The following is a 19,310-nucleotide window of genomic DNA, read 5'->3' as shown; positions in this document are numbered from 1 at the left end:
TGGTAACAAGCTGAGGCCGTATCACTGCCGGGGCGCTCGCCCCGGCAATTGAATCCTCTGCTGGGTTCTCATCAAGAGGAGCGACGACAACGCGTTACACGCCAATGCCTCGAGCCATCGCGAGGTTCAGTCGGCGTCACAGCGGCGCTTGCGAGGTTTGACGCAGACGCTGTCAGGTCCACGCATCCGATACATCTCCATAAGACGATAGAGCGTTACTCGCGAGATACCTAAATCGTTTGCTGCTTCACCATATCGCCCGCGATGCCGCAGCAATGCTTGTTCAATCGCCTTCCGCTCAGCATCTTCTCTCACTGAACTCAAAGATAAAGGTATTTGATCCGTGAGCAGTTCAAGATCCTTTGCACCGATTAACCGCCCCTCGGCCATCACCACTGCACGCCGGATACGATTTCCCAGTTCCCGGATATTGCCAGGCCACGTATGCCTGTACATTGCCTCGATGGCATCAGGCGCAAAACCCTGGATACGCCGGCCCGCACTCTTGCGAAGCTGACCCAGCTGATGATGAGCAAGCAGTTCAATGTCGTTACCTCGCTCCCGCAGAGGAGGCTCGACCACGCGCAACACGCAGAGCCGATGATAGAGATCCTCGCGAAACCTTCCTTCCGATACAGCTGCCTCTAGATCAACGTGGGTTGCGGAGATAATCCTTACATCGACGTCGATTGACTCAAATCCGCCAAGCCGCTCGATCTTGCGCTCCTGCAAAAAACGCAAGAGGCTCGCCTGGCTGTCAGCGGGAAGATCGCCGATTTCATCCAGGAACAATGTGCCGTGATTGGCCGATTCGACCCGGCCGATTTTGCGCTGGGTCGCGCCAGTGAATGCTCCACGTTCATACCCGAAGAGCTCGGACTGGACGAGGTCACGCGATATCGCACCACAATTGATGGCCACAAAAGGAGCATCCCGTCGCGAAGACCGGCGATGAATCGCCACTGCAGTCAGTTCTTTCCCTGTCCCGGACTCTCCCGCGATAAAGACAGGGGCATCCGTCGAAGCCATGCGTTTGATAGATCGAAACAGGGTTTGCATCGATTCACAGGCCCCCAGCATTTCGCCTTCCACAGCCTGATGTGCAAATTCCTCCCGGGATTCACCGGAAAGCGTCACCATTCCATGTGCATGACCGACGGCTCGCAGTGCTCTGTCAGGAATAACGGGTGTCGTCACGTAATCCGAGCAGTAGTCGCGTACCAGATGCCTCAGCGTGGCATGGGCCAGTTGTCCCGGCGAAACAATTGCAACCCAACCGGTATTCGGCATGGCCAGGCACGCCTCAAGCGAGTCGTACTCACCGGAAGGCAGACCAGCAGCCAGATCGAGCAGCCCACCCGCCGCCGGATTATTTTCTACCGCCCTTCTCAATTCCTTGCCCGACCGGACCTGACTGACATTCCAGTCGCGCCGCTCGAAAAATTCACGTAGTTCGGCGTCAGGCTTCGTCGAGAAATATATCAATCGCCGCGAGTTCATCATCTGCCCCTCTATGGTCGCGCGTGGGTCTCCTGATATCGAGAAGAACTGCTACAAACCACATTCTGGCTGCAATCCAATTGGCAAACGCAAATCACCGACGCCGTCCTGGCCTTCGCGCAAAGCGAACCTCGTATATCAGATAGCCCGCTTATCTTCCATTTCTTCGAAGAACAGAACCGGCTGTCAGCGCAGTGACAAAGCGATAATTCATTATGCGCTTACCACATGACCATCTGACGGAAGGGTCGCTACAACTACGAGCGGCAGGCTTTACGGATCGCGGTGCCTGCATTATGTATCGGCATAATCGCGAGGACCTTGAGGCTTCCGGCTGGTAAACCATGATTCGCCAATATCCACAGTCTGCTCTGGCATCGTTTTACGGATCGAGAGCAAATTCTTGTCGATATAACGGCAGCGATTCGTTATCTGACCACGGACGCCGACCAGTATCGTCTTGCGGTATTTAAAGACATCCACGACAGCCGACTACGTTAAAAAGCAATCAACTGCCCGCGTCGGTCGAAATTACACGGCATATCGATAACGCATTTAGTACAGTCCCGGCAGGACGCGATATCGAACGTTGCTTGTGTACGCACGGTAAAGCGCGTCATCGCTCAGGAGCCGTTCCTCCCGTGTGATTCTGCACGCCTGCAAGGCAAACTGGATTCCAAATACCAACAGATTCTGTCCGCCGAAGTTTGAAAGCAGGAAGCCGACGTCTTCGACGAGATAGCCCAGATACATCGGATGTCTCACGAAACGGTACGCGCCTGTAGAGACGACGCCGCGGTTCGCAGGCAATATCCCGAACGAGCGACGCAGCGAAGCCTTCGCAAACAGCTGCCAGCACATACCGGCAACCTGAAACGCCGCGCCCACCGCCTCCGGCACAATCTGGACACCGGGCCCGAGTTGAACCGCGAGAAAGTAGTACGTAGCGCCAATCGAACAGATGTAAGCGAACGGTGTCCAGTCTCGCCGGAGAGGAACACGGGAGAATAACGAAAGGCCCACCGTGAAGCATTGCGTGAGAACCAGTAACAATAATGTGGCGCGCCCAGGGTCGGCAAGCCAGTGCAGGAATGCTGCATAGCTGAAAATCCCCATCACCACAGCTGCGCATGCCCGCGCAGTGACTTCGTACAGCACATCCACCGTCCGGGGTAAAGCCGGGGGAACAATAGGTGCTGAACATCCCAGGGATTGCGCCCCCGAACTACTCGCTTCATCGACGATCGTGCTCATATCCCCTTGCCCCGAAAAGTCCTTGCATGCCATCAAAGACGTCCAAATTTCGATTGATCGGTTTGAAACAGGTCTTCCCGGTTACGGGCACAAACTGCACAGCTTGCAGCACAGCCATCCGGCAGTGAACCGTCGCGAAGGCAAGCAGTCGCTGCGGTGTCAACCTAACCGGTTATTTGCGTTCGCCATGTAGTTATCAATTATTTTCAGCATTCCTGATAAGTAGCTTTTTATGCTTTCCCGTTCTTCACTACCGAATGTGTCGGCAAACTCTGCAAGATTACGGTTGACCTCCTCGAAGCAGGCGCTAATCGTTGCACGACTGCCCGGAATGAAACGCAGCAGAATGCGCCGGCCATCGGTCGGGTCCGGCTCACGGGCTATCAGCCCTGCTCTTTCGAGGTTCTTCAGAGACGTCGTGATGCTACCCGGCGATAACCCCGTCAGCTTCGACAACCGGCCTGGCGTAACGGGCTGCACCTCGTCGAAATAGGCGACTTCGAGGCATTCCAGGTCTGTAACGCTCAGTCCCAGACGCTCAGCCACGAACTGGTTGAAAGCTGACAGCTTGACGCCCAGCATGAATCGCAACTTGACGACCTCCGCGTTCCGTTCCGCATATGTCATGGTTTGTCTCCAACCATTACTGCAAGGGCACTGCGCCATCTGCCTGGCCAGCCATCGTCGGCAGCAGCACGCGAAGGATCTGAATAAAAGCCGGACCCAGCAATATGAGCATCAGCGTCGGAAATATGCAGAATATGAGCGGAAACAGTAATTTGACCGCGATCTTCCCAGCCGCCTCTTCCGCCTTCAGCCGTCGCTTGAGCCGCAGATTATCCGAGTGCACGCGCAACGAATCGCCCATGCTGGTGCCGAAGCGCTCGGCCTGAATCAGCATGGAGACCAGCACGTCGATTTCCTCGACACCCGTGCGCATTGCCAGATTCCTGAGCGCCGTTTCCTTGCTCAATCCCGCTCTCAGTTCGAGCAGGAGAAGCTGGAGTTCAGCGCTCAGCGTCCGGCTCTTGAGGTCCATTTCATCGGCCACTTTCATCAGCGCCGCATCCAGCCCGAGGCCCGCTTCCACGCAGACCGTGAGCAGATCCAGCGCGTCGGGAAAGTCCTCGAATATGGTCCGCTGGCGCTGCTGCATCCGGCGCGCGAGCACCATATTGGGCAGGTAGTAACCGATTGCCGCAAGCATGAGCAGCAACAGTAAAAGCAGACGATTTTTTTCGTTCGAGAGATACGGGCCCGCTACTACAAGGCAGACAAGGGGCAGCCCGATCACGAGGACCGTCTTGGCCGCAAAGTAGATGCCGGGAGCGGACGCGCCCCGCCAGCCGGCATGCATGAACTTCTTGCGCAGCGCGGAATTTTCCCAACCTTCTTTGGGGATCGAAAGTTTTGCAATCGGCTTCGAAGCTTCCGCAATCTTCCTTACCCATTGAGCCTCCTCCCCGTCCGTCGCTGCTGCCGAATTCAGCTCGTCGCCGGTAAGCTTGCCGAGGCGGCGGTGGATCGAGTTCGGCATCAGCAGTGCCATCAGGCCGAATGAGAAAAGGGCGACGATTGCGAATACGGCAGCCAGCAATATGAGTTGTTCAGTTTTCATGGCGGGCATGGGATCGACCCATCCTCAAAGAATGGAAATGGCACGCTTTTCTTAAACATGGATATGGATGACTTTGCGCATCCAGATCATGCCGAACACCATCATGACGAGCGCCGCGCCAACCAGCTTGATGCCGGCCGGGTCGGTCCACAGAATCTGAAGGAAGCCCGGATTGATAATCGAAATCACGAACGCGACCACAAACGGCAAGGCGCCCAGCACCACCGCCGACAGCCGCCCTTCGGCCGACAGTACCCTGACCTTGCCGAGCAGCGCCAGCCGTGCCCGGATGATCTGGCTGATGTTGCCAAGTATTTCAGCAAGGTTGCCGCCGCTCTCACGCTGGATCAGCACTGCGATTACGAAATAGCGCAGGTCGCTAATCGGTATGCGGTTGGCAAGGCCGCCCAGTGCGTCATTGAGCGATACGCCAAAATTAATCTCGCCGAATGTCGTGCGAAACTCGCTGCCGATCGGCTCGGGCATTTCATCGCCCACCATGCCGAGCGCCGTCGAGAACGAATGTCCGGCCCGAAGCGACCGGCTGATCATGTCGGCAACCTCGGGCAGCTGTTGCTCGATCTGCTTCATCCGCTTCGCCTTCGCGCGCTGCACTCCGAATGGCGCAATCATGCCGGCAATCACGATGGCGGCAAGAAGCGGCAGCAGCGGCACGTAAATCACGCTGCCTGCGATCCAGACCACGAGTGGCGGCAACACGGTATAGGTGAGGAGCTTCCCCACCGACCAGTCCAGCCCGGACTGAACCAGCCAGCGGTCCACCACCTGGATGCGCGGCACCCACAGCAGCAGCCTGGTCAATAGCGGCGACGTACTCAATTCGCGTTGCTTGAGAATCGACATCGCCTCGTCATTACCGTGTCCGCCGGCGGACATCATGCGAATGCGGTTTTCGAGACGTTTAGCCTGACTGCTGTGCTTGCTTTGCCACCACAAATAGGTGGCCTCGATCAGCAGGATGATCGAGAAGAAAACCAGAATGACGAATCCATAATATAAGTAGTTCATTTCCAGATCCCTCTCTCTAGCGCAGCCGTGGCTAGCGCCCCGTGCTGTTTTCCCGCTCCATTCGTCATGCGCGGCTTATACCGGGTAGTGCTTCGACGGGTCGTACAGCGAATCGGGCACGGCCACACCAAATGCCTGGAGGCGCTCGGAGAATTTCGGCCGCACGCCCGTCGCGCAGAAATGCCCGCATACCTTCCCGTCCTTGTCGACTCCGGAGCGCTTGAAAGTGAAGATCTCCTGCATGTTGATAATGTCGCCTTCCATTCCGGTGATTTCCGAGATGCTGGTGATCTTGCGGCGCCCATCCGTCAGACGGGCGGCCTGGACGATGACACCGATCGCCGAACTGATCTGGTGGCGAGCGGACTTCTGCGGCAGATTCAGCCCAGCCATGCCGATCATGTTTTCGAGTCGCGTCAGCGCATCGCGCGGCGTGTTCGCGTGTATCGTTGCAAGCGAGCCTTCGTGGCCGGTGTTCATGGCTTGCAGCATGTCCAGCGCCTCCGCGCCGCGCACTTCGCCAAGGATGATGCGGTCCGGCCGCATCCGCAGTGCATTGCGCACCAGCGAGCGCTGGGTGATCTCGCCCTTGCCTTCGATGTTGGGCGGACGGGTTTCGAGCCGCAGCACGTGCACCTGGCGCAACTGAAGCTCGGCCGCGTCTTCGATCGTGACGATCCGCTCATCGGACGGAATGAAGCCCGACAGCACATTGAGCAGTGTCGTCTTGCCACTGCCCGTGCCGCCCGAAATCAGCACGTTCACCTTGGCGGCCGACAGCGCTTCGAGCACCTGCATCATGGGTGGCGTGACGCTTTGATACTCGATCAGGTCTTTCACGCTAAGCGGGTTGACGGCGAACCGGCGAATGGACATCAAGGGGCCGTCAATCGCCGATGGCGGAATGATCGCGTTCACGCGCGAGCCGTCGGGCAAACGTGCATCGACCATCGGGTTCGACTCATCGACGCGGCGGCCCACGCGCGACACGATCTTCTCGATCACTTTCATCAGATGCGCGTCGTCGTAAAACGTCACGTCGGTCAGTTCCAGCTTGCCTCGCCGCTCGACAAAAATCTGCTTGTACGTATTGACGAGAATGTCGGAGACGGTCGGGTCGGCCAGTAACGATTCGAGCGGGCCGAAGCCGAGCATTTCGTCACGCACGTCGCGCACGAGCTCCCGCCGCTCGGCCTCGTTGATCGGCACGTTGTCTTCTTCAACGATGCGCTGCACCAGTTGTGCCAGTTCATGCTGGATCTGTTCGGTCGAAAGACGCTGCAGCTTTTCAAGTTCGACGCGATCGATGATGGCCTGGTGGACGCTCCTCTTGAGTTCCTGATACGCGCGCCTCGCCATCCGGTTGCGGCTGAGGTCCTCATCCCGGGTGGATACACCAACCTGATCGAAAAACTGTTCACGCAACGTCAAGACGTTTTCCATTTTTTATCTCCTCGCTCACACCCGGCCCAGCGTCGGCCTGTTGAAGATCTTCTGCAAAATGCTGCCCCGTCCCGACTCGGGCTGCGGCGACAACGAGCGCACCAGTTCACAAAGGCCTTTGGCCACGCCGCTCGAGCGGGCGAGCCGCAGGATCGGCACGCCCTGATTGATCGACGCCGATACGGAAGCGCCGTCTTCCGGAATTACGGTGGCCACCCGCAGCCCCAATGCTTTTTCCAGTTCGGGTAGCCCTACCGGCCCTTTCTTTTCATAGCGATTCACCAGCACGCGTACTTTGTCGCCGCGATACCCGAGCGAGCGAAAGATATCGAGCAAACGCCGACCGCCACGCAGATACGGCAGGCTCAGTTGCAGCACCGGGAAAATGCAGTCGCTCTGGTCGAGCGCCGCGATGGATACATTGCTGATGCTCTGACCGATATCGAATATGACGAGATCGTATCGATGCCTCACCAGATTCAGGATGCGCTGCAGATGCTCGGGCTTGATTTCTTTCGCTTTCGCTGGATCGGGCGCACCGGCCAGCACATCGAAACCGTCGCTGATATGGGTCAGGCACGCATCGAGAAACGCGGGATCGAGCCGCTCGATCTGTGCACTCACGTCGGCCAGCGTCGCGGGCGGTGTCACTTCCGAGACGAGAAAAGCCGCTTCGCCGAACTGCTGGTTGAGATCGATCAGTAGTGCGCGCTTACCCGCGGTCGATGCCGCGAAGGCCAGGTTGGCGGCAAGGAACGACGTGCCGCTTCCGCCCTTGCAGGAAATGAATGAAATTACTCTGCCGTCACGTCGCGTGCCGTTCGACTTCATGGCGATGCGTTCGACGGCATGCCGCAAATCGTGTGGATCGGCGGGCCACGGCTGGACGTCGCGAACGCCCGCACGCATGGCACGGATAAGCAGCTCCGCGGACGGCGACGGCGTCAGCAACATGCAGGTCAGATCGGCATGCTTCGTCGCGATAGCCGACAGCGCGTCGAAGTCCTCTTGTGTCAATCGCGCACCGTCAAACATCAGCAGGTCGACGCCATCAAGCGCCTCCTGGTTCGTGCAGAGATCAGACAATCTCGCCGTCGACGTTCTGACGCGATGGTGGGAGTCTCCCGCCTCGACAATCTGCGCAATCGCGCCGGCATGCGCTGGATCGGATGAAATTATGAGGATGTCGATCATTTCACTCTTCCTGTCACGGGAGATGGCTTAGCTACAGGTGGGATTGGTCCCGCCCACGCTGTTCAGACTTTCTCTCGGCAACCTCGTCGAGAATGGCGGCATGGTCAGGTTAAATGGCACGAAAGGCACGACCGTATTGACGGCAACGTTGGTGATGGCAACCGTCACGGAAGTGCATGACGTGGCATCACAGCCCGCTGGCGCATATGTCACGGTTACGTTGGCAGGCTGCAGAATCGGCAACATGCTCCGCATATTCTTGATTACGGGATTGCTTGCCGACTGGCTGCTGTTGACGTCGCACACCACGGCCACGCGCGCGCCCATCCGCGTGGCTTCCCCTGCCGTGTTCCAGTAGAACAGCACGCGCCCCATCTCCATGATGCCGATCAGCAGCGTGAAGAACACCGTAGATATCAGGGCGAACTCGAGCGCGGCGACGCCACGCTGGCGACGCGCGCCAGGTAGACGATGGATATTGAGCCTTTTCATAGCACCTGCCTCATGACGCAACTGATGTCCCCGAAGACCAGGCCCCCGAGATTGAAGAACCCGGTGATCTGCGTGTACGGATAGCCGGTGACCTTGACCTGCACGAGATTGATCGTTTCGGCGGCCGGATTCGTTGGGACGTTCTTGAACTGTCCTGTGCACCCGGCGGTGTTCACCTGATCGCATACCACGACCATGCTCGTCTTCAGGCCATCGACAAGAGGCGAACCTGAACAGTCTGTCGTGCCATAGACGGCAAGACACTGGGCTTGCGCAACCGGATAGTCGGCGGCGTCGGTCGGGTCATACGCCGACAGCAGACGCGTCGAATCCCGTACCGACTTCACGATCGTGTTGTACTGATAGAACGCGTGACCAAACTCGGCGATGCCAAGCAGCAGCGTGATCAGCGGGACTGCCAGCAGCGCGAACTCGACGGCCACCGCGCCCTGCATTTTCCGGATCGACCTTCTTTGCCTGAGCATGACGATCCTCCTATTGAACCAGCACGGGCACCATCGGCCCGATACCGGCCGTCGTGCTTCCGGGAATGCCTTGAGTCGCGCAGGGCGTGGCCGGATCGGTCGCATCGCCGCGATACTCCAGGTAGATGGTGCCGTTCATGATTCCGTTGTTGTTCTTCTCCATCGGGTGAAGCATCAGGACGCAGGACCACGACAGGATCGGCGCCTGCTGACTGCCCTGCAGCGCGGTACAGTCGACCATCGGAACCAGTGCGAGTCTACGGTCGGCACCATTCACGTAGTCGCTCTGCGATTGGGTGTTTCCCTGCACGCTGAGGCCTCCCTGATACGGCGTGTGACTCGGGCGCCGGTTGTCGCGGAAGTCCGGAAACGCATTACCGTTCGGGATGATGCTGCCGATGTTCTTCGTCGGCCAGTACGAGTAGCCCGTGAAGTCCGAGACGCCGGAGGGATTCGGCGGGCCGTTGTAGGGGTTCTGGTAAATCCCGAAACGGGTGTTCCAGGCTGAATCCATGCTTTGCACGTTGCCCGTCTTGCCGACCTGCGTGCCGAGCGTCGGCAACGTGCATTGTCCCGAGCCCGTCAACATGGCTTTCATGTCGGGCACATTGTTGGCACCAGGGTAAGCGACCCACATGAAGTTGCCCGTCATTTGCCCGTCTGAACCCACCTTGCTCGGAATCCAGTCCCCCGTGTTGTACGGGGTGCCTGCGGGCGCTTTGCAGACGGCCACGGGCAGCGCGCAAGTGGTCTGCGACTGCGTAGTCGATGCAACCGCCGTGGCCGCGACGGCCGACGTGCCGAGCGTGGCGTTGACTACCTGCATGAACCAGTTGGCGATGCCCGTGCGGCTCAGCGTACAGCGGACGTAGCCAATGCCCGGTACGTCCGCCGCCGTGAACTGGTCCTTGGTCAGATAGGGGCCAGCAAACTGCTTGCTGAACGTGACGTTGCTGTTGGTGCTGAGCGCGACGTTCTCGCTCTGCAGTACTACACGGTTGATCGATCCAACCGTCATGCCCGCAGCTTCGGGGGCGGCAAGCGAGACCGCCTTCGTCAGGTCGCGCGCCGCTGCCAGAGCGCACGCATCCGCCGCGTTGGACAGTTCGGTTTTCGCGACGTACAGCTTGCCCAGATCGAGCGCAATACCGGCGAAGGCGACAAGCACCGCAAGCGTGAGTGCGACGATGATCGCCACGACGCCGCGCTCGCCGCGACGAGCGGCACCGTACTTACCCGAATGATTGACGCGTCGCATGACGATCTCCCGTGCATGTCCCCGTTACTGGCCGCCGCCCGGCGTTCCGCTGCCCACGCCGATGACGAATGCGTTCGGCGACGGCGTCGGCGCGCGGAAGGACTTGTCGTAGCTGTCCATCGCCGAAGCGGCGGCCGTGCCATCGATGCCGGATGTCGACTGTGCGTGTTCAGCCGCATGCGGATCGATGATCTGAGCCTGGGTGACGGCCCTGAGCGCCTCGCCCATGTGCTTGTCCCAGATCGGCGTGCTGGACATGCATCCAGCCAGCGCGCCGCATACCGACACCGCGAGCGCTGCCTGGCGCGCGAAAACAATGTGTGCGAGTTTCATCAGATTCCCCTTGGCGTGACTTCAGTGGTCCAGCGCATGGCGTGAAGCATCGGTGTTCGCGACGTCCTGCCGTCCCTCGCCTGCAGCGATCCGGCGGGCGGCGCTCTCGATGCGCGCAATCCGTGCTGCCTGTTCGTCCGTCACCGGATTGAGCACGACGGGTTGCGCCGACGGCTCGGCCTTCTGCGGCGGCGTTGCATTACCGGACGCGGCCGGCTGCGCCGGCGCGCTCGACGTGGCTTGCGTGCCGTGCGCCGGCAGTGCATTCGACACGGGTACGGCGGGCGCCTGAGGTGCGGGTGCGGGAACAGGTGCCGGCGCTGGCGCACTACCCGGCTCAGCCCCGGCGGGCGCGGCGGAATACTTGCCATGGCGGCCTTCCATATTCCCCGTCGCATAGACGTCAGCTTCATTCGGTTGCGAGAAGCTGTCTGTGGGCAGTGGCAGGTTCGCGGTTTGCAGCGGCTTCACGAGGTGCGGCGTGATGATGAACACGAGTTCCGTCAGGTCCTGCTGGAACGAGGTGCTACGCATCAGCGCGCCGAGAACAGGCACTTCGCCAAGACCCGGGATGGCTTTCAGCGCACCCGTCACGTTGCTGCTCAGCAGTCCGCCGATCGCAAACGACTCGCCGTCGTGCATCTGCACGGTCGTCGACGCCCGACGGGTGTTGATGAGCGGCAGGATCGAAACACCCGACAAGCCCGAAGCCGAGACCGCGACACCCGTGGGTGAGAGTTCCGACACTTCAGGCGCCACCTTCAGACTGATGCGCCCTCCCGCCAGCACAGTCGGCGTGAACCTGAGCCCGACGCCGAACTCTTCTTCCTGCAGCGTGATGCTCGACACGCCGTTGCCGCTGCTTTGCGGAATGGGAATGAAGATCTTGCCGCCCGAGAGAAACGTGGCTTCCTGACCGCTGATCGTGACGAGGTTCGGTTCCGCAAGAATCTTGATCAGGTTGTCGGTCTTCTGCGCATCGAGGGCGAGATTGAACGGACGGTTGTTGGCCTTGCTGACGGCGATCGCGCTGGTCACGCCGGCAAGCAGGTTGCTCACGAGAGCCCCCGTCCACGAGCCGAAGCCGCCCTGGATATTCAACGCCGAGCCCAACTGGTTGATCAGTGTCTTCGCCACTTCCGCCACCTTGACTTCGAGCATCACCTGCTGCGGCGAGTCGACGGTCATCATGTTGATCACCGTGGCCGCCTTGCTGGTGCTCGAACTCTGCTGGCTCACGCTCGCCGTCCCGTTGCCCGAATTCGACGAGGCCGCCTGCTGTTGCTGCGTGGGTTGCGAGTCCGCGAAGGCCTGCGCGATCTGCATGGCCTGCTGCGCGGCGGGGCCGCTCGACACGCGGCCGCCCATCACCAGGTTGCCGGCCGCCGTCGAAACGTGGATACCCCGCTCTTCGGGCATCAGCTGCCGAAGCGCCTGCTGCAAGCCTCCGGCGTCGACATTGACAATCACATTGATCATCTGGCAAGAGCCGCTCTTGCCCTGCACGATCATGTTGGTCGTGCCGACCGTCATCCCGACGACGTAGAGCGTGCGCGGCGACACCAGCGCGGCCTGTGCAACAACGGGGTTGCCGAGCGTGCGGTTGCGCGTCGGTTCGGCAAGCGGGACGAGCACCGATTTGCCCACCGGCACGGCAACGGTGGTTTCATCGCGGATCTCCCCCGTACAGCTCGGGCCGCGCAACGGGATGGGCCCGCTCATCGCCGCTGCCGCCGCCGGCACGGGTGCCATCGCCATCATCATGGGCGCTGCGCCGCGCGCAGCAGGCAACGGTGGCGCCGCCCCGCGCTTCGCGAGCGCCGGATTGTCGACCGCTTCCTGCGCCTGAGTGTTCTGCATGCCGATCAGCCCGAAGCAAAGCATCACGGCAAGCGCCTTGCGGCCCAGTGTGCAGCGGTGCTGCTTGCTAGCGCGCGAAAGTTCCGGTTTCGTTTTCATTTGGTCATGCCCCCGTTACCCGATGTTTGCAGGTTCAAACCTGCACTCCTGCCTTGTTGTTGCCAGCCGCGGCGAGCCGGTCAGAACGGCCGCAACCGGTCTAGAAACATTCGACACTGCCCAGCACACCCGACAGCACACCGATGCAGTCACGCGGCGAAGCCGGGTGCGCCGCATAGTGCGCCCGCACGGGGCGCACGGGCGCCGACGCGGCCACGGGGGCTTGCGTGCCTAGAAGCGTGAATTTGGTCGCGCCCGACGTCGGCAGCGTTGCTGTGTCGACCTGGTTGCGCAGCACGAGCGACAACGTCCCCACACTGCGCGCCAGATCCAGCTTCTCGGCCTGTTCAGGCGTGACTTCGAGCGTGACGGCGTTGACCACCTTGGGCTTGGTTTCGTCGCGGCCGACTTCCTGCGCGACGGCCAGCACGAGGATCTTCTCCAGCACGATCTTCGAAATGCTCTCGTCCTTGTTCGCGCTCTTCTCGCCGCCCTTGTCCTGCTGCGTGCTGACGATGATGTCGACGTAGTTGCCCGGCAGCGCGAAGCCCGCGACGCCGATCACATCGTTGACACGCACGGTGATGGCGCGGCGCCCTTCGCCGATCACAGCGGAAAGACCGCCCATGGTGCCCACCGGGCTCAGCTTGCCCTCAAGGATCGGCTCGCCACGCAGCACGCTGTTTTTCATCACGCGCCCATCGAGCGTCTGGCCATCGGTGAAGGCGCCGGGCGGTACGCTGCCCGACGGCCAGTCGACCATCTTGATGAATTCGGGATTCAGCCGTTGCCCGAGATTGATATCGATGGCCGCGACGGCAACCTTGGCCGTCATGCCCGACGACCTGTCCATCAGCCAGCGCGATGCCATTGCCACCGCGGCGAGCCCGGCAACCGCGGCAACCAGCAACATCACCAACGCACGAATGTTTTTCATGACAGCTCTCCCTGATGCGTGACCTGTTTTCTGACTAGGGTTTCCGGCCGCTTAACCGGTCCATTAACCGGCCGCTGATTTTTTTGCGCTTCGCTCAGCGGCACCTTGCTGTTGCGGTGGTGGCGTGTCGTGCTCGCCGACCACCGCGAAGTACGCGTTCCACGCGCGCAGAAGACTCAGCGCGTCCGCGATGGGCGCCTGATCCTGGTACTTCGCATTGGCGAGCACGATGCGCAGAAGGTCGCCCGGATAACACGCGAGCAACGGCCGGCCCGACGTCATGTGCAGGTGATGCACAAGGTATTCGAAGGCATCATCGTCGGAGACCACGCGCAACTCTTCGCAGCGGCGTTCGTACACGGCGCGGTACTCGGCGACGTCGAGCGCACCGACGTAGAGCTTGCAGCCGAGGCGCCGGAAGAAGGCCTCATCGCCCAGATCGGCCGGCGAGAAGTTGCTGGAAAACGCCACCCAGACGTCGAAGGGCAGTGAGAAGCGCAAACCTGTATGCAAGGTCAGCATGTCGCGGCCGCGATCGAACGGCACGATCCAGCGGTTGAGCAGTTCAGCTGGCTCTACACGCTGACGGCCGAGGTCGTCGACCACATAAAGACCGCCATTGGCCTTCACGTGCGGCGGCGCCTGATAGAAGCCGCTGGTTGCGTCGTAGCGCAACTCGAGCATGTCGAGCGTGAGCTCGCCGCCCGACAGCACCGTGGGCCGCCGGCAGATCTGCCAGCGCGCATCGGCGGGCGCACTCAACGCGCCGTCGTGCGGAGCCATCGTGACGGGCTCGTGAATCAGCGGGTCGAAAATCTGGATGACTTCGTTCTCGACGGCAACGGCATACGGCACCGCGACGCGGCCAGGCAGCAGATTGCCCAACCGTTCGGCAAGCGAAGTTTTCCCGCTACCCGGCGGCCCGAAAAAGATCACCGGTTTGCCGCTATTGACTGCGCCGCCAATGTCGTCGAGCAGCGAAGTGCGGACCGTCAGCCCCGCGAAGGCCGCGCGCACCTGCGCGTACGTCACGTGCATTTGCCGCACGGATTGCCGTTTCAGGGCCGCTTCATAGTCGGCGAGCGACACGGGTGCGGGACCGGCATAACGGCAGCGGTTCATGAATTCGGCCGCACGCTGACGGCCGCCGTCCGTCAGTTGGAGCTCGACATCGAGGTCGCTGGCGCCACGCCGGACGATTTCGAGAATCCGTTCCCGCACGCCGAACGCCACGACGCTGTCGAGCACGCTGGCGCCGAGCTTGAGCCGCTGCACCAGTTGCGAGAGCGACACCTTGCCCATCACGAAGGCGGATTTGGCGACGAGTTCGAGAAGGAAAGTCTGTTCCAGGCCCGTTTCAGCGATGGTCCGCGGCGCGCGCGCCAGCAGGCTCGTTCCCGCCGGGTCCGCGTCTGACCGTGCGCGACTTGCGTCGTAGAGACGCGTCACGTCGGCCGACGCTTGCGGCGCCGTTGGTTGTTCGTCTTTCACGTTGTACCCCCGAATTGGTCCTGCGCATTGCGCGAAGTCTTTTCCGTCTGCCACAGGCTCTACTGTCTTTTCTTGCTCTTGCCCCTCGACGGTGGGCTCTCTTTTTGGATTGAAACCGGCTGCGCACTAACCGATGCTCTGCCCCGTGTGCAGGACCATGATGCCAAGCGTGCCCAGGACAATCGCCACGCCATACGGCAGTGACCCGACAGAAGGCAATGCCGCGTCCTTTGGAGTTTCAGACAGTCTGCTGCCCAGCCCTCTGCCTGAGAGCAGGATGGCCAGCATGTTGGTGCCCGTCGACTTCAACGCGCGCCTCGACACGACCACCGCAAGCGCCCAGATGCCGCCGACGACGCAGGTCACCAGCACGATCTCGAGCGCCAGGTCCGGCCCGACGAAAGCGCCTACCATCGCCATCAGCTTCACGTCGCCTGCGCCCATGCCGCGCAGCATATAGAGCGGAAGAAACAGGCCCCCGCCCGTCAGTAGTCCGAGCCCCCACGCCGTGTACCCCAGAGCCGCACCGTGCTGCCACCACTGCACGGCGAGCGCCAGTGCCAGGCCCGTCAGCACCAGCCAGTTAGGAATACGACGCGAATAAAGATCTGATCCCGCTGCCACCGCCAGTAACATCAGCAGACACGCGCCGACTGGAAATTCGAAAGCGTTCATGGCATTTCCCCCGTTTTCATTTCGGCGTTTTTTAGGAAAGAGCAGCCCTGAATCAGGCAAGGACTGCTCTTTCGATGCACCGTCAATACTGCGACTTCCCGATGACCAGTCGAGCGGCCTTTACGCCGGGTTGGCCGCGAGCAGCTTGCCGCTGATGTAGTTGAACGTAGAGCTAAGCTGAGTACCCAGACCCGTGGCAGCCACGATGATGCCGCACGCAACCAGCGAAGCCAGCAGACCATATTCAATCGCCGTCACACCATCTTCTTCGCGGGCAAAGGCACGGATCAGGTCGAGAGTTTTTTGCATTTTGAAGCTCCTCAAAATTAAGTTGATTTACTCAGGTACGCTAAACATGCCCGCTGCGGGACCGGACATTGGTGACGGCTGCAGACCGCACAGCCGGAGTTGGCCTGGACTACCGGTTCGGAGCTGGAGCGCGTTGTTCTGATTCGCCGCGCTCCAGCCCGCCCCTCCCCAACGCCACTTTCTTCGGGCACTGCGATGCCGGTCCAGACTGACATCGCAGTGCCCTGAACTTCGCACGATCGGCAGTGAAGACCGGACGTATCGAAGTTTTCCAGTGCCACAGAACGACCCCCGGCAGCTTTCCTGTGGCACCTGAAATCGGGACGCTGTTACTGCGCAATCATGTGCGTCGCCGGTGCGGGACATATAGCGAGAGCGATGCCACCCAGGCCGTGAGCCTTGCTGGCATTAGTTCGTTTAGCCAAAAGAACGATGTGTTCAAGCGACCGCGACGCCAAATGTTTCAGAAGTGAAAATTGTCAAAACCGTTTCAATCGTGAACGGCGCAGTTGCGAATGTGGGGAGGCGAACAGAAAAGGTCTGAGGAAAGCCTTGGACCGACCGGTGCGAGATGATTCGCAACGAGCAAATTCAAGCATTTGCGGGCCAGGGACACGCACGTAAGGCATAGGAGGTCACGCCCGGACAGCGAGACATAACCGATGCTGTCGCGTCACATATTGTTACAACCTTGATACGCAGATTTTTCACGTCAGACGATTTTCGCATTCGAGTCAATTTCCCACATTGAGTAAATCGTACCGACTGGAGGCGCCGGTAGCGCTTCCACTGGGCATCAGCACTGGTGATTTCACGGATAAACGCGAGGGATTTCGCCCTTTGTCGGCACGCCGAAGCAAGTCCGTCACATTTTGTTACAGGGCTGATACGGAAGAGGTAATCATTACCCCCCAGAGGAGGAGTTCACGTCGAAGCCCGGACGAAATTACTGGAACGTTTATATAGCGCGATCGTCTGCGAGTGGCCTGGTCCGCATAACCTGGTGGGGCGCCAATCGCGCACTCGCAACGTGAGGACATTCTTCAGGTGCTTGCGCAGCCACAACATGGTCCGTAGGCCGGGAGGGGGCTTCTGCGGCCTCGCCGATGGGGGAAGCGAGCCAAACAGGGAGCGCCCGCCTACCGACCGATATACCTACCGGACCCCTTGGAAGCCTGCGAAGAAGCTGATCGGCAGGGCGGACCATTACGTCGTGACGGCCTGAAATATCCCCCGCGTGCCGTGCATGGATGACGATGGCGCGGGCAACGCGGCGGACGGCTGCGTGCGGGTCGAAGGCGCCAGCGACACGGATGCGCACCTAGGCGGATGGCGCGCCGTACGCATCGGCGTGACGCGCGTGGCGGTGATCGACACGGCCGACGCAGCGCTGAATCGCCGCGAGCGACTGCGTGCAGGAACGTCAAGACCGTCGCGGACGGCCGGAACGTCTCGCAGCGAGCCGGAAAATCCGCGCAAGACGCCGCTCGAGATCATCGAGGTGCGATCGGGCGTGTATCTCGGCGAGGACGATATCGTGCGCTTCGACGATCAATACGGGCGTGCGGACGCGTAATGCAATGGCGTGAGTTTCAGTTTCAGGCCGCGTCTAACGCCGGATGTCGGGCCGCGCCCGCCGTTGCTTCGACGCGGAACACAGCAACAGCCTCGCGCAGCACCACGGCCTGCGCTTCGAGCGATTTCGCGGCTGCCGCGGCCTGTTCGACGAGCGCCGCGTTCTGCTGCGTCACTTCGTCGATCTGGCCGATCGCCTTGTTGATCTGCTCGATGCCGTCGCTCTGTTCGTGCGCGGCGCCTTCGATCTCCGTCATGATGCCCGTCACGCGCTGCACGGAGTTCATCGCCTCTTCCATCGTCTTGCGCGCGTCGGCGACGAGCGACGCGCCCTGCGCGACCTGCGCCGTCGAATCGCCGATCAGATCGCGAATCTCCTTCGCCGCCGCGCCCGAGCGCTGGGCGAGCGCGCGCACCTCCGAAGCGACCACGGCAAAACCGCGCCCCTGCTCGCCCGCGCGCGCCGCCTCGACGGCCGCGTTCAGCGCGAGGATGTTGGTCTGGAACGCGATGCCCTCGATGATGCCGATGATCTCGCCCACTTTGCGCGACGATGCCGTGATGCCGTCCATCGTCTGCGTCACGCGCGTGACGACATCGCTGCCGCGCACGACCGTCTCCAGCGCGCCTTGTGCGAGACGGCTCGCCATCTTGGCGTTGTCAGTGTTCTGCTTGACGGTCGCCGACAGCTCTTCCATGCTCGCCGCCGTTTCCTGAAGCGCGGCGGCTTGCTGCTCGGTGCGGCTCGACAGATCCGCGTTACCGGCGGCGATTTCGTTCGCGCCGAGCGTGATCGAGTGCGTGCTGCCGCGCACTTTCGACACCGTGTCGACCAGCCCATCGCGCATGTGCAACAGCGCCTGCAGCAGTTGCCCCATTTCGTTGCGCGAGCGGACCTTGACGTCCGTCGTCAGGTCGCCTTCGGCCATGCTTCGGAAATGGCGGATGGTCTGGTTCACCGGCTTCACGACGGCTGCCGACAGTCCCACGCGCGCGATCGCGCCCACAATCAAGGCGGCCACGCCGATCGCGATGAACAGGCCCGTCGAGATCATGAAGCGCTTTTTCAGCTGCTCCGACTGAAGCTGGCGATTGCCGGCCTGCGCGTGCTGGAGCGCGTCAATCGCTTTCGCGTAGATCCGGTAGTAGCGGTCGGCTGTCTCGCCCTGAATCGTGCGGAACGTATTGAAGTCGTTGTCGATGAGCGCCTTGTGTTCCGGCTCGATCGCCTGGTCGACGAGCGCGGTGCGTGCCTGCGCGACCGTCTGCGCGAGCTTGCGCTCTTCGTCGCTGCCAAAAGGGCTCGCCATGTAAGTGCGGAAATCCTCGTTCGACGATTCGAGCACCTTGTGCGCGGCCGCGAGCAGCCCGTCCGTTTCCTTGCCGACGCTAAAGAGCGTCTCGTAGCTGCCGAGCGCGAGGCGCACCTGCAGGAGCTTCTCGGAACTCGACGTCAGCGCGTGCATCGCCGACGAACTTTGCTGCACGTTCTCCAGGCCGTCGCTCGTGAATTTCAGCGCGCCCCAGCCGACTCCGATCACGGTCAAAAGAAACGCCGCAAAAATGGCGATGACCAGCGTCAGCCCTTGTCGGATGGTGAGGTTGTTGAGCATGGAAAGTCCGTCGCGTGCAGTCGGCCGGCCGGGATGGCGACCCCATCGATGGCTAACGGCAACGGGTTGCGAACTCCGAATAGGGACAATCCATGATGCGACATGTGGGATGCAGCTGAATGAGAGATGCCGGACGGCGCGAGCG

At 61.0% G+C, this 19,310-nt stretch carries 17 protein-coding genes and 1 pseudogene; 1 reads left to right on the top strand and 17 read right to left on the bottom strand.

Going from position 1 to position 19,310, the window contains the following annotated elements:
• Positions 1 to 126 precede the first annotated feature (126 nt).
• From H3V53_RS06745 to H3V53_RS06670, 16 genes are all read right to left on the bottom strand, one after another.
• Positions 127 to 1,500: a sigma-54 dependent transcriptional regulator gene (locus tag H3V53_RS06745; protein ID WP_336597373.1), complete on the bottom strand. Its 1,374-nt coding sequence runs from the start codon at positions 1,498 to 1,500 to the stop codon at positions 127 to 129.
• 555 nt (positions 1,501 to 2,055) lie between these two features.
• A complete protein-coding gene (locus H3V53_RS06740) occupies positions 2,056 to 2,754 on the bottom strand; it encodes a methyltransferase family protein (protein WP_336597302.1) in 699 nt (232 codons plus the stop codon).
• Between the two features lie 159 nt (positions 2,755 to 2,913).
• A complete protein-coding gene (locus H3V53_RS06735) occupies positions 2,914 to 3,381 on the bottom strand; it encodes a MarR family winged helix-turn-helix transcriptional regulator (RefSeq protein WP_336597301.1) in 468 nt (155 codons plus the stop codon).
• A gap of 16 nt (positions 3,382 to 3,397) precedes the next feature.
• On the bottom strand, positions 3,398 to 4,381 hold the full coding sequence (locus tag H3V53_RS06730) for a type II secretion system F family protein (RefSeq protein ID WP_336597300.1): 984 nt from the start codon (positions 4,379 to 4,381) through the stop codon (positions 3,398 to 3,400).
• Positions 4,382 to 4,423: 42 nt separating this feature from the next.
• Entirely contained in the window at positions 4,424 to 5,401 is a 978-nt protein-coding gene (locus H3V53_RS06725) for a type II secretion system F family protein (protein ID WP_336597299.1), read from the bottom strand.
• A 75-nt stretch (positions 5,402 to 5,476) separates the two neighbouring features.
• Positions 5,477 to 6,832, bottom strand: coding sequence for a TadA family conjugal transfer-associated ATPase (locus H3V53_RS06720; RefSeq protein ID WP_336597372.1), 1,356 nt, complete (start codon positions 6,830 to 6,832; stop codon positions 5,477 to 5,479).
• Between the two features lie 27 nt (positions 6,833 to 6,859).
• Positions 6,860 to 8,038: a CpaE/TadZ family protein gene (locus H3V53_RS06715; RefSeq protein WP_336597298.1), complete on the bottom strand. Its 1,179-nt coding sequence runs from the start codon at positions 8,036 to 8,038 to the stop codon at positions 6,860 to 6,862.
• A gap of 27 nt (positions 8,039 to 8,065) precedes the next feature.
• Positions 8,066 to 8,530, bottom strand: a complete 465-nt coding sequence (locus H3V53_RS06710; RefSeq protein WP_336597297.1) for a TadE/TadG family type IV pilus assembly protein — start codon at positions 8,528 to 8,530, stop codon at positions 8,066 to 8,068.
• A complete protein-coding gene (locus H3V53_RS06705; protein WP_336597296.1) occupies positions 8,527 to 9,015 on the bottom strand; it encodes a TadE/TadG family type IV pilus assembly protein in 489 nt (162 codons plus the stop codon). Before H3V53_RS06705 ends, H3V53_RS06710 begins: the two co-directional genes overlap by 4 nt.
• A 10-nt stretch (positions 9,016 to 9,025) precedes the next feature.
• Positions 9,026 to 10,273 (bottom strand): TadE/TadG family type IV pilus assembly protein, encoded by a 1,248-nt coding sequence (locus H3V53_RS06700; RefSeq protein ID WP_336597295.1) that lies wholly within the window; start codon positions 10,271 to 10,273, stop codon positions 9,026 to 9,028.
• A 24-nt stretch (positions 10,274 to 10,297) separates the two neighbouring features.
• Positions 10,298 to 10,606 (bottom strand): hypothetical protein, encoded by a 309-nt coding sequence (locus tag H3V53_RS06695; protein WP_054919480.1) that lies wholly within the window; start codon positions 10,604 to 10,606, stop codon positions 10,298 to 10,300.
• 21 nt (positions 10,607 to 10,627) lie between these two features.
• Positions 10,628 to 12,565 carry a type II and III secretion system protein family protein gene (locus tag H3V53_RS06690; protein WP_336597294.1) on the bottom strand — a complete coding sequence of 646 codons (1,938 nt, stop codon included), beginning with the start codon at positions 12,563 to 12,565 and terminating at the stop codon, positions 10,628 to 10,630.
• A 100-nt stretch (positions 12,566 to 12,665) separates the two neighbouring features.
• The gene (cpaB, locus tag H3V53_RS06685) at positions 12,666 to 13,502 is read right to left on the bottom strand and encodes a Flp pilus assembly protein CpaB (RefSeq protein WP_336597293.1); all 837 of its coding nucleotides are present in this window, start codon (positions 13,500 to 13,502) and stop codon (positions 12,666 to 12,668) included.
• 63 nt (positions 13,503 to 13,565) lie between these two features.
• A complete protein-coding gene (locus tag H3V53_RS06680; protein ID WP_336597292.1) occupies positions 13,566 to 14,993 on the bottom strand; it encodes an ATP-binding protein in 1,428 nt (475 codons plus the stop codon).
• A gap of 126 nt (positions 14,994 to 15,119) precedes the next feature.
• Complete coding sequence (locus H3V53_RS06675; protein WP_336597291.1) at positions 15,120 to 15,668, bottom strand: A24 family peptidase; 549 nt, start codon at positions 15,666 to 15,668, stop codon at positions 15,120 to 15,122.
• A gap of 120 nt (positions 15,669 to 15,788) precedes the next feature.
• Complete coding sequence (locus H3V53_RS06670; protein WP_007737244.1) at positions 15,789 to 15,977, bottom strand: Flp family type IVb pilin; 189 nt, start codon at positions 15,975 to 15,977, stop codon at positions 15,789 to 15,791.
• Positions 15,978 to 17,442: 1,465 nt separating this feature from the next.
• Between H3V53_RS06670 and H3V53_RS06665 the strand changes: the two are divergent.
• Positions 17,443 to 17,553 (top strand): annotated as a pseudogene (locus H3V53_RS06665) (hypothetical protein); the annotation flags it as partial.
• A gap of 22 nt (positions 17,554 to 17,575) precedes the next feature.
• Here the strand turns inward: H3V53_RS06665 and H3V53_RS06660 are convergent.
• Positions 17,576 to 19,165 (bottom strand): methyl-accepting chemotaxis protein, encoded by a 1,590-nt coding sequence (locus H3V53_RS06660; RefSeq protein ID WP_336597290.1) that lies wholly within the window; start codon positions 19,163 to 19,165, stop codon positions 17,576 to 17,578.
• Positions 19,166 to 19,310: the final 145 nt, after the last annotated feature.

Origin of the sequence: Paraburkholderia bengalensis (assembly GCF_037126505.1) — a bacterium.
GTDB classification, from domain to species: Bacteria; Pseudomonadota; Gammaproteobacteria; order Burkholderiales; family Burkholderiaceae; genus Paraburkholderia; species Paraburkholderia bengalensis.
Note: the sequence above shows the minus strand (reverse complement) of the source record. Positions and strands in the feature narration are given on the sequence as shown.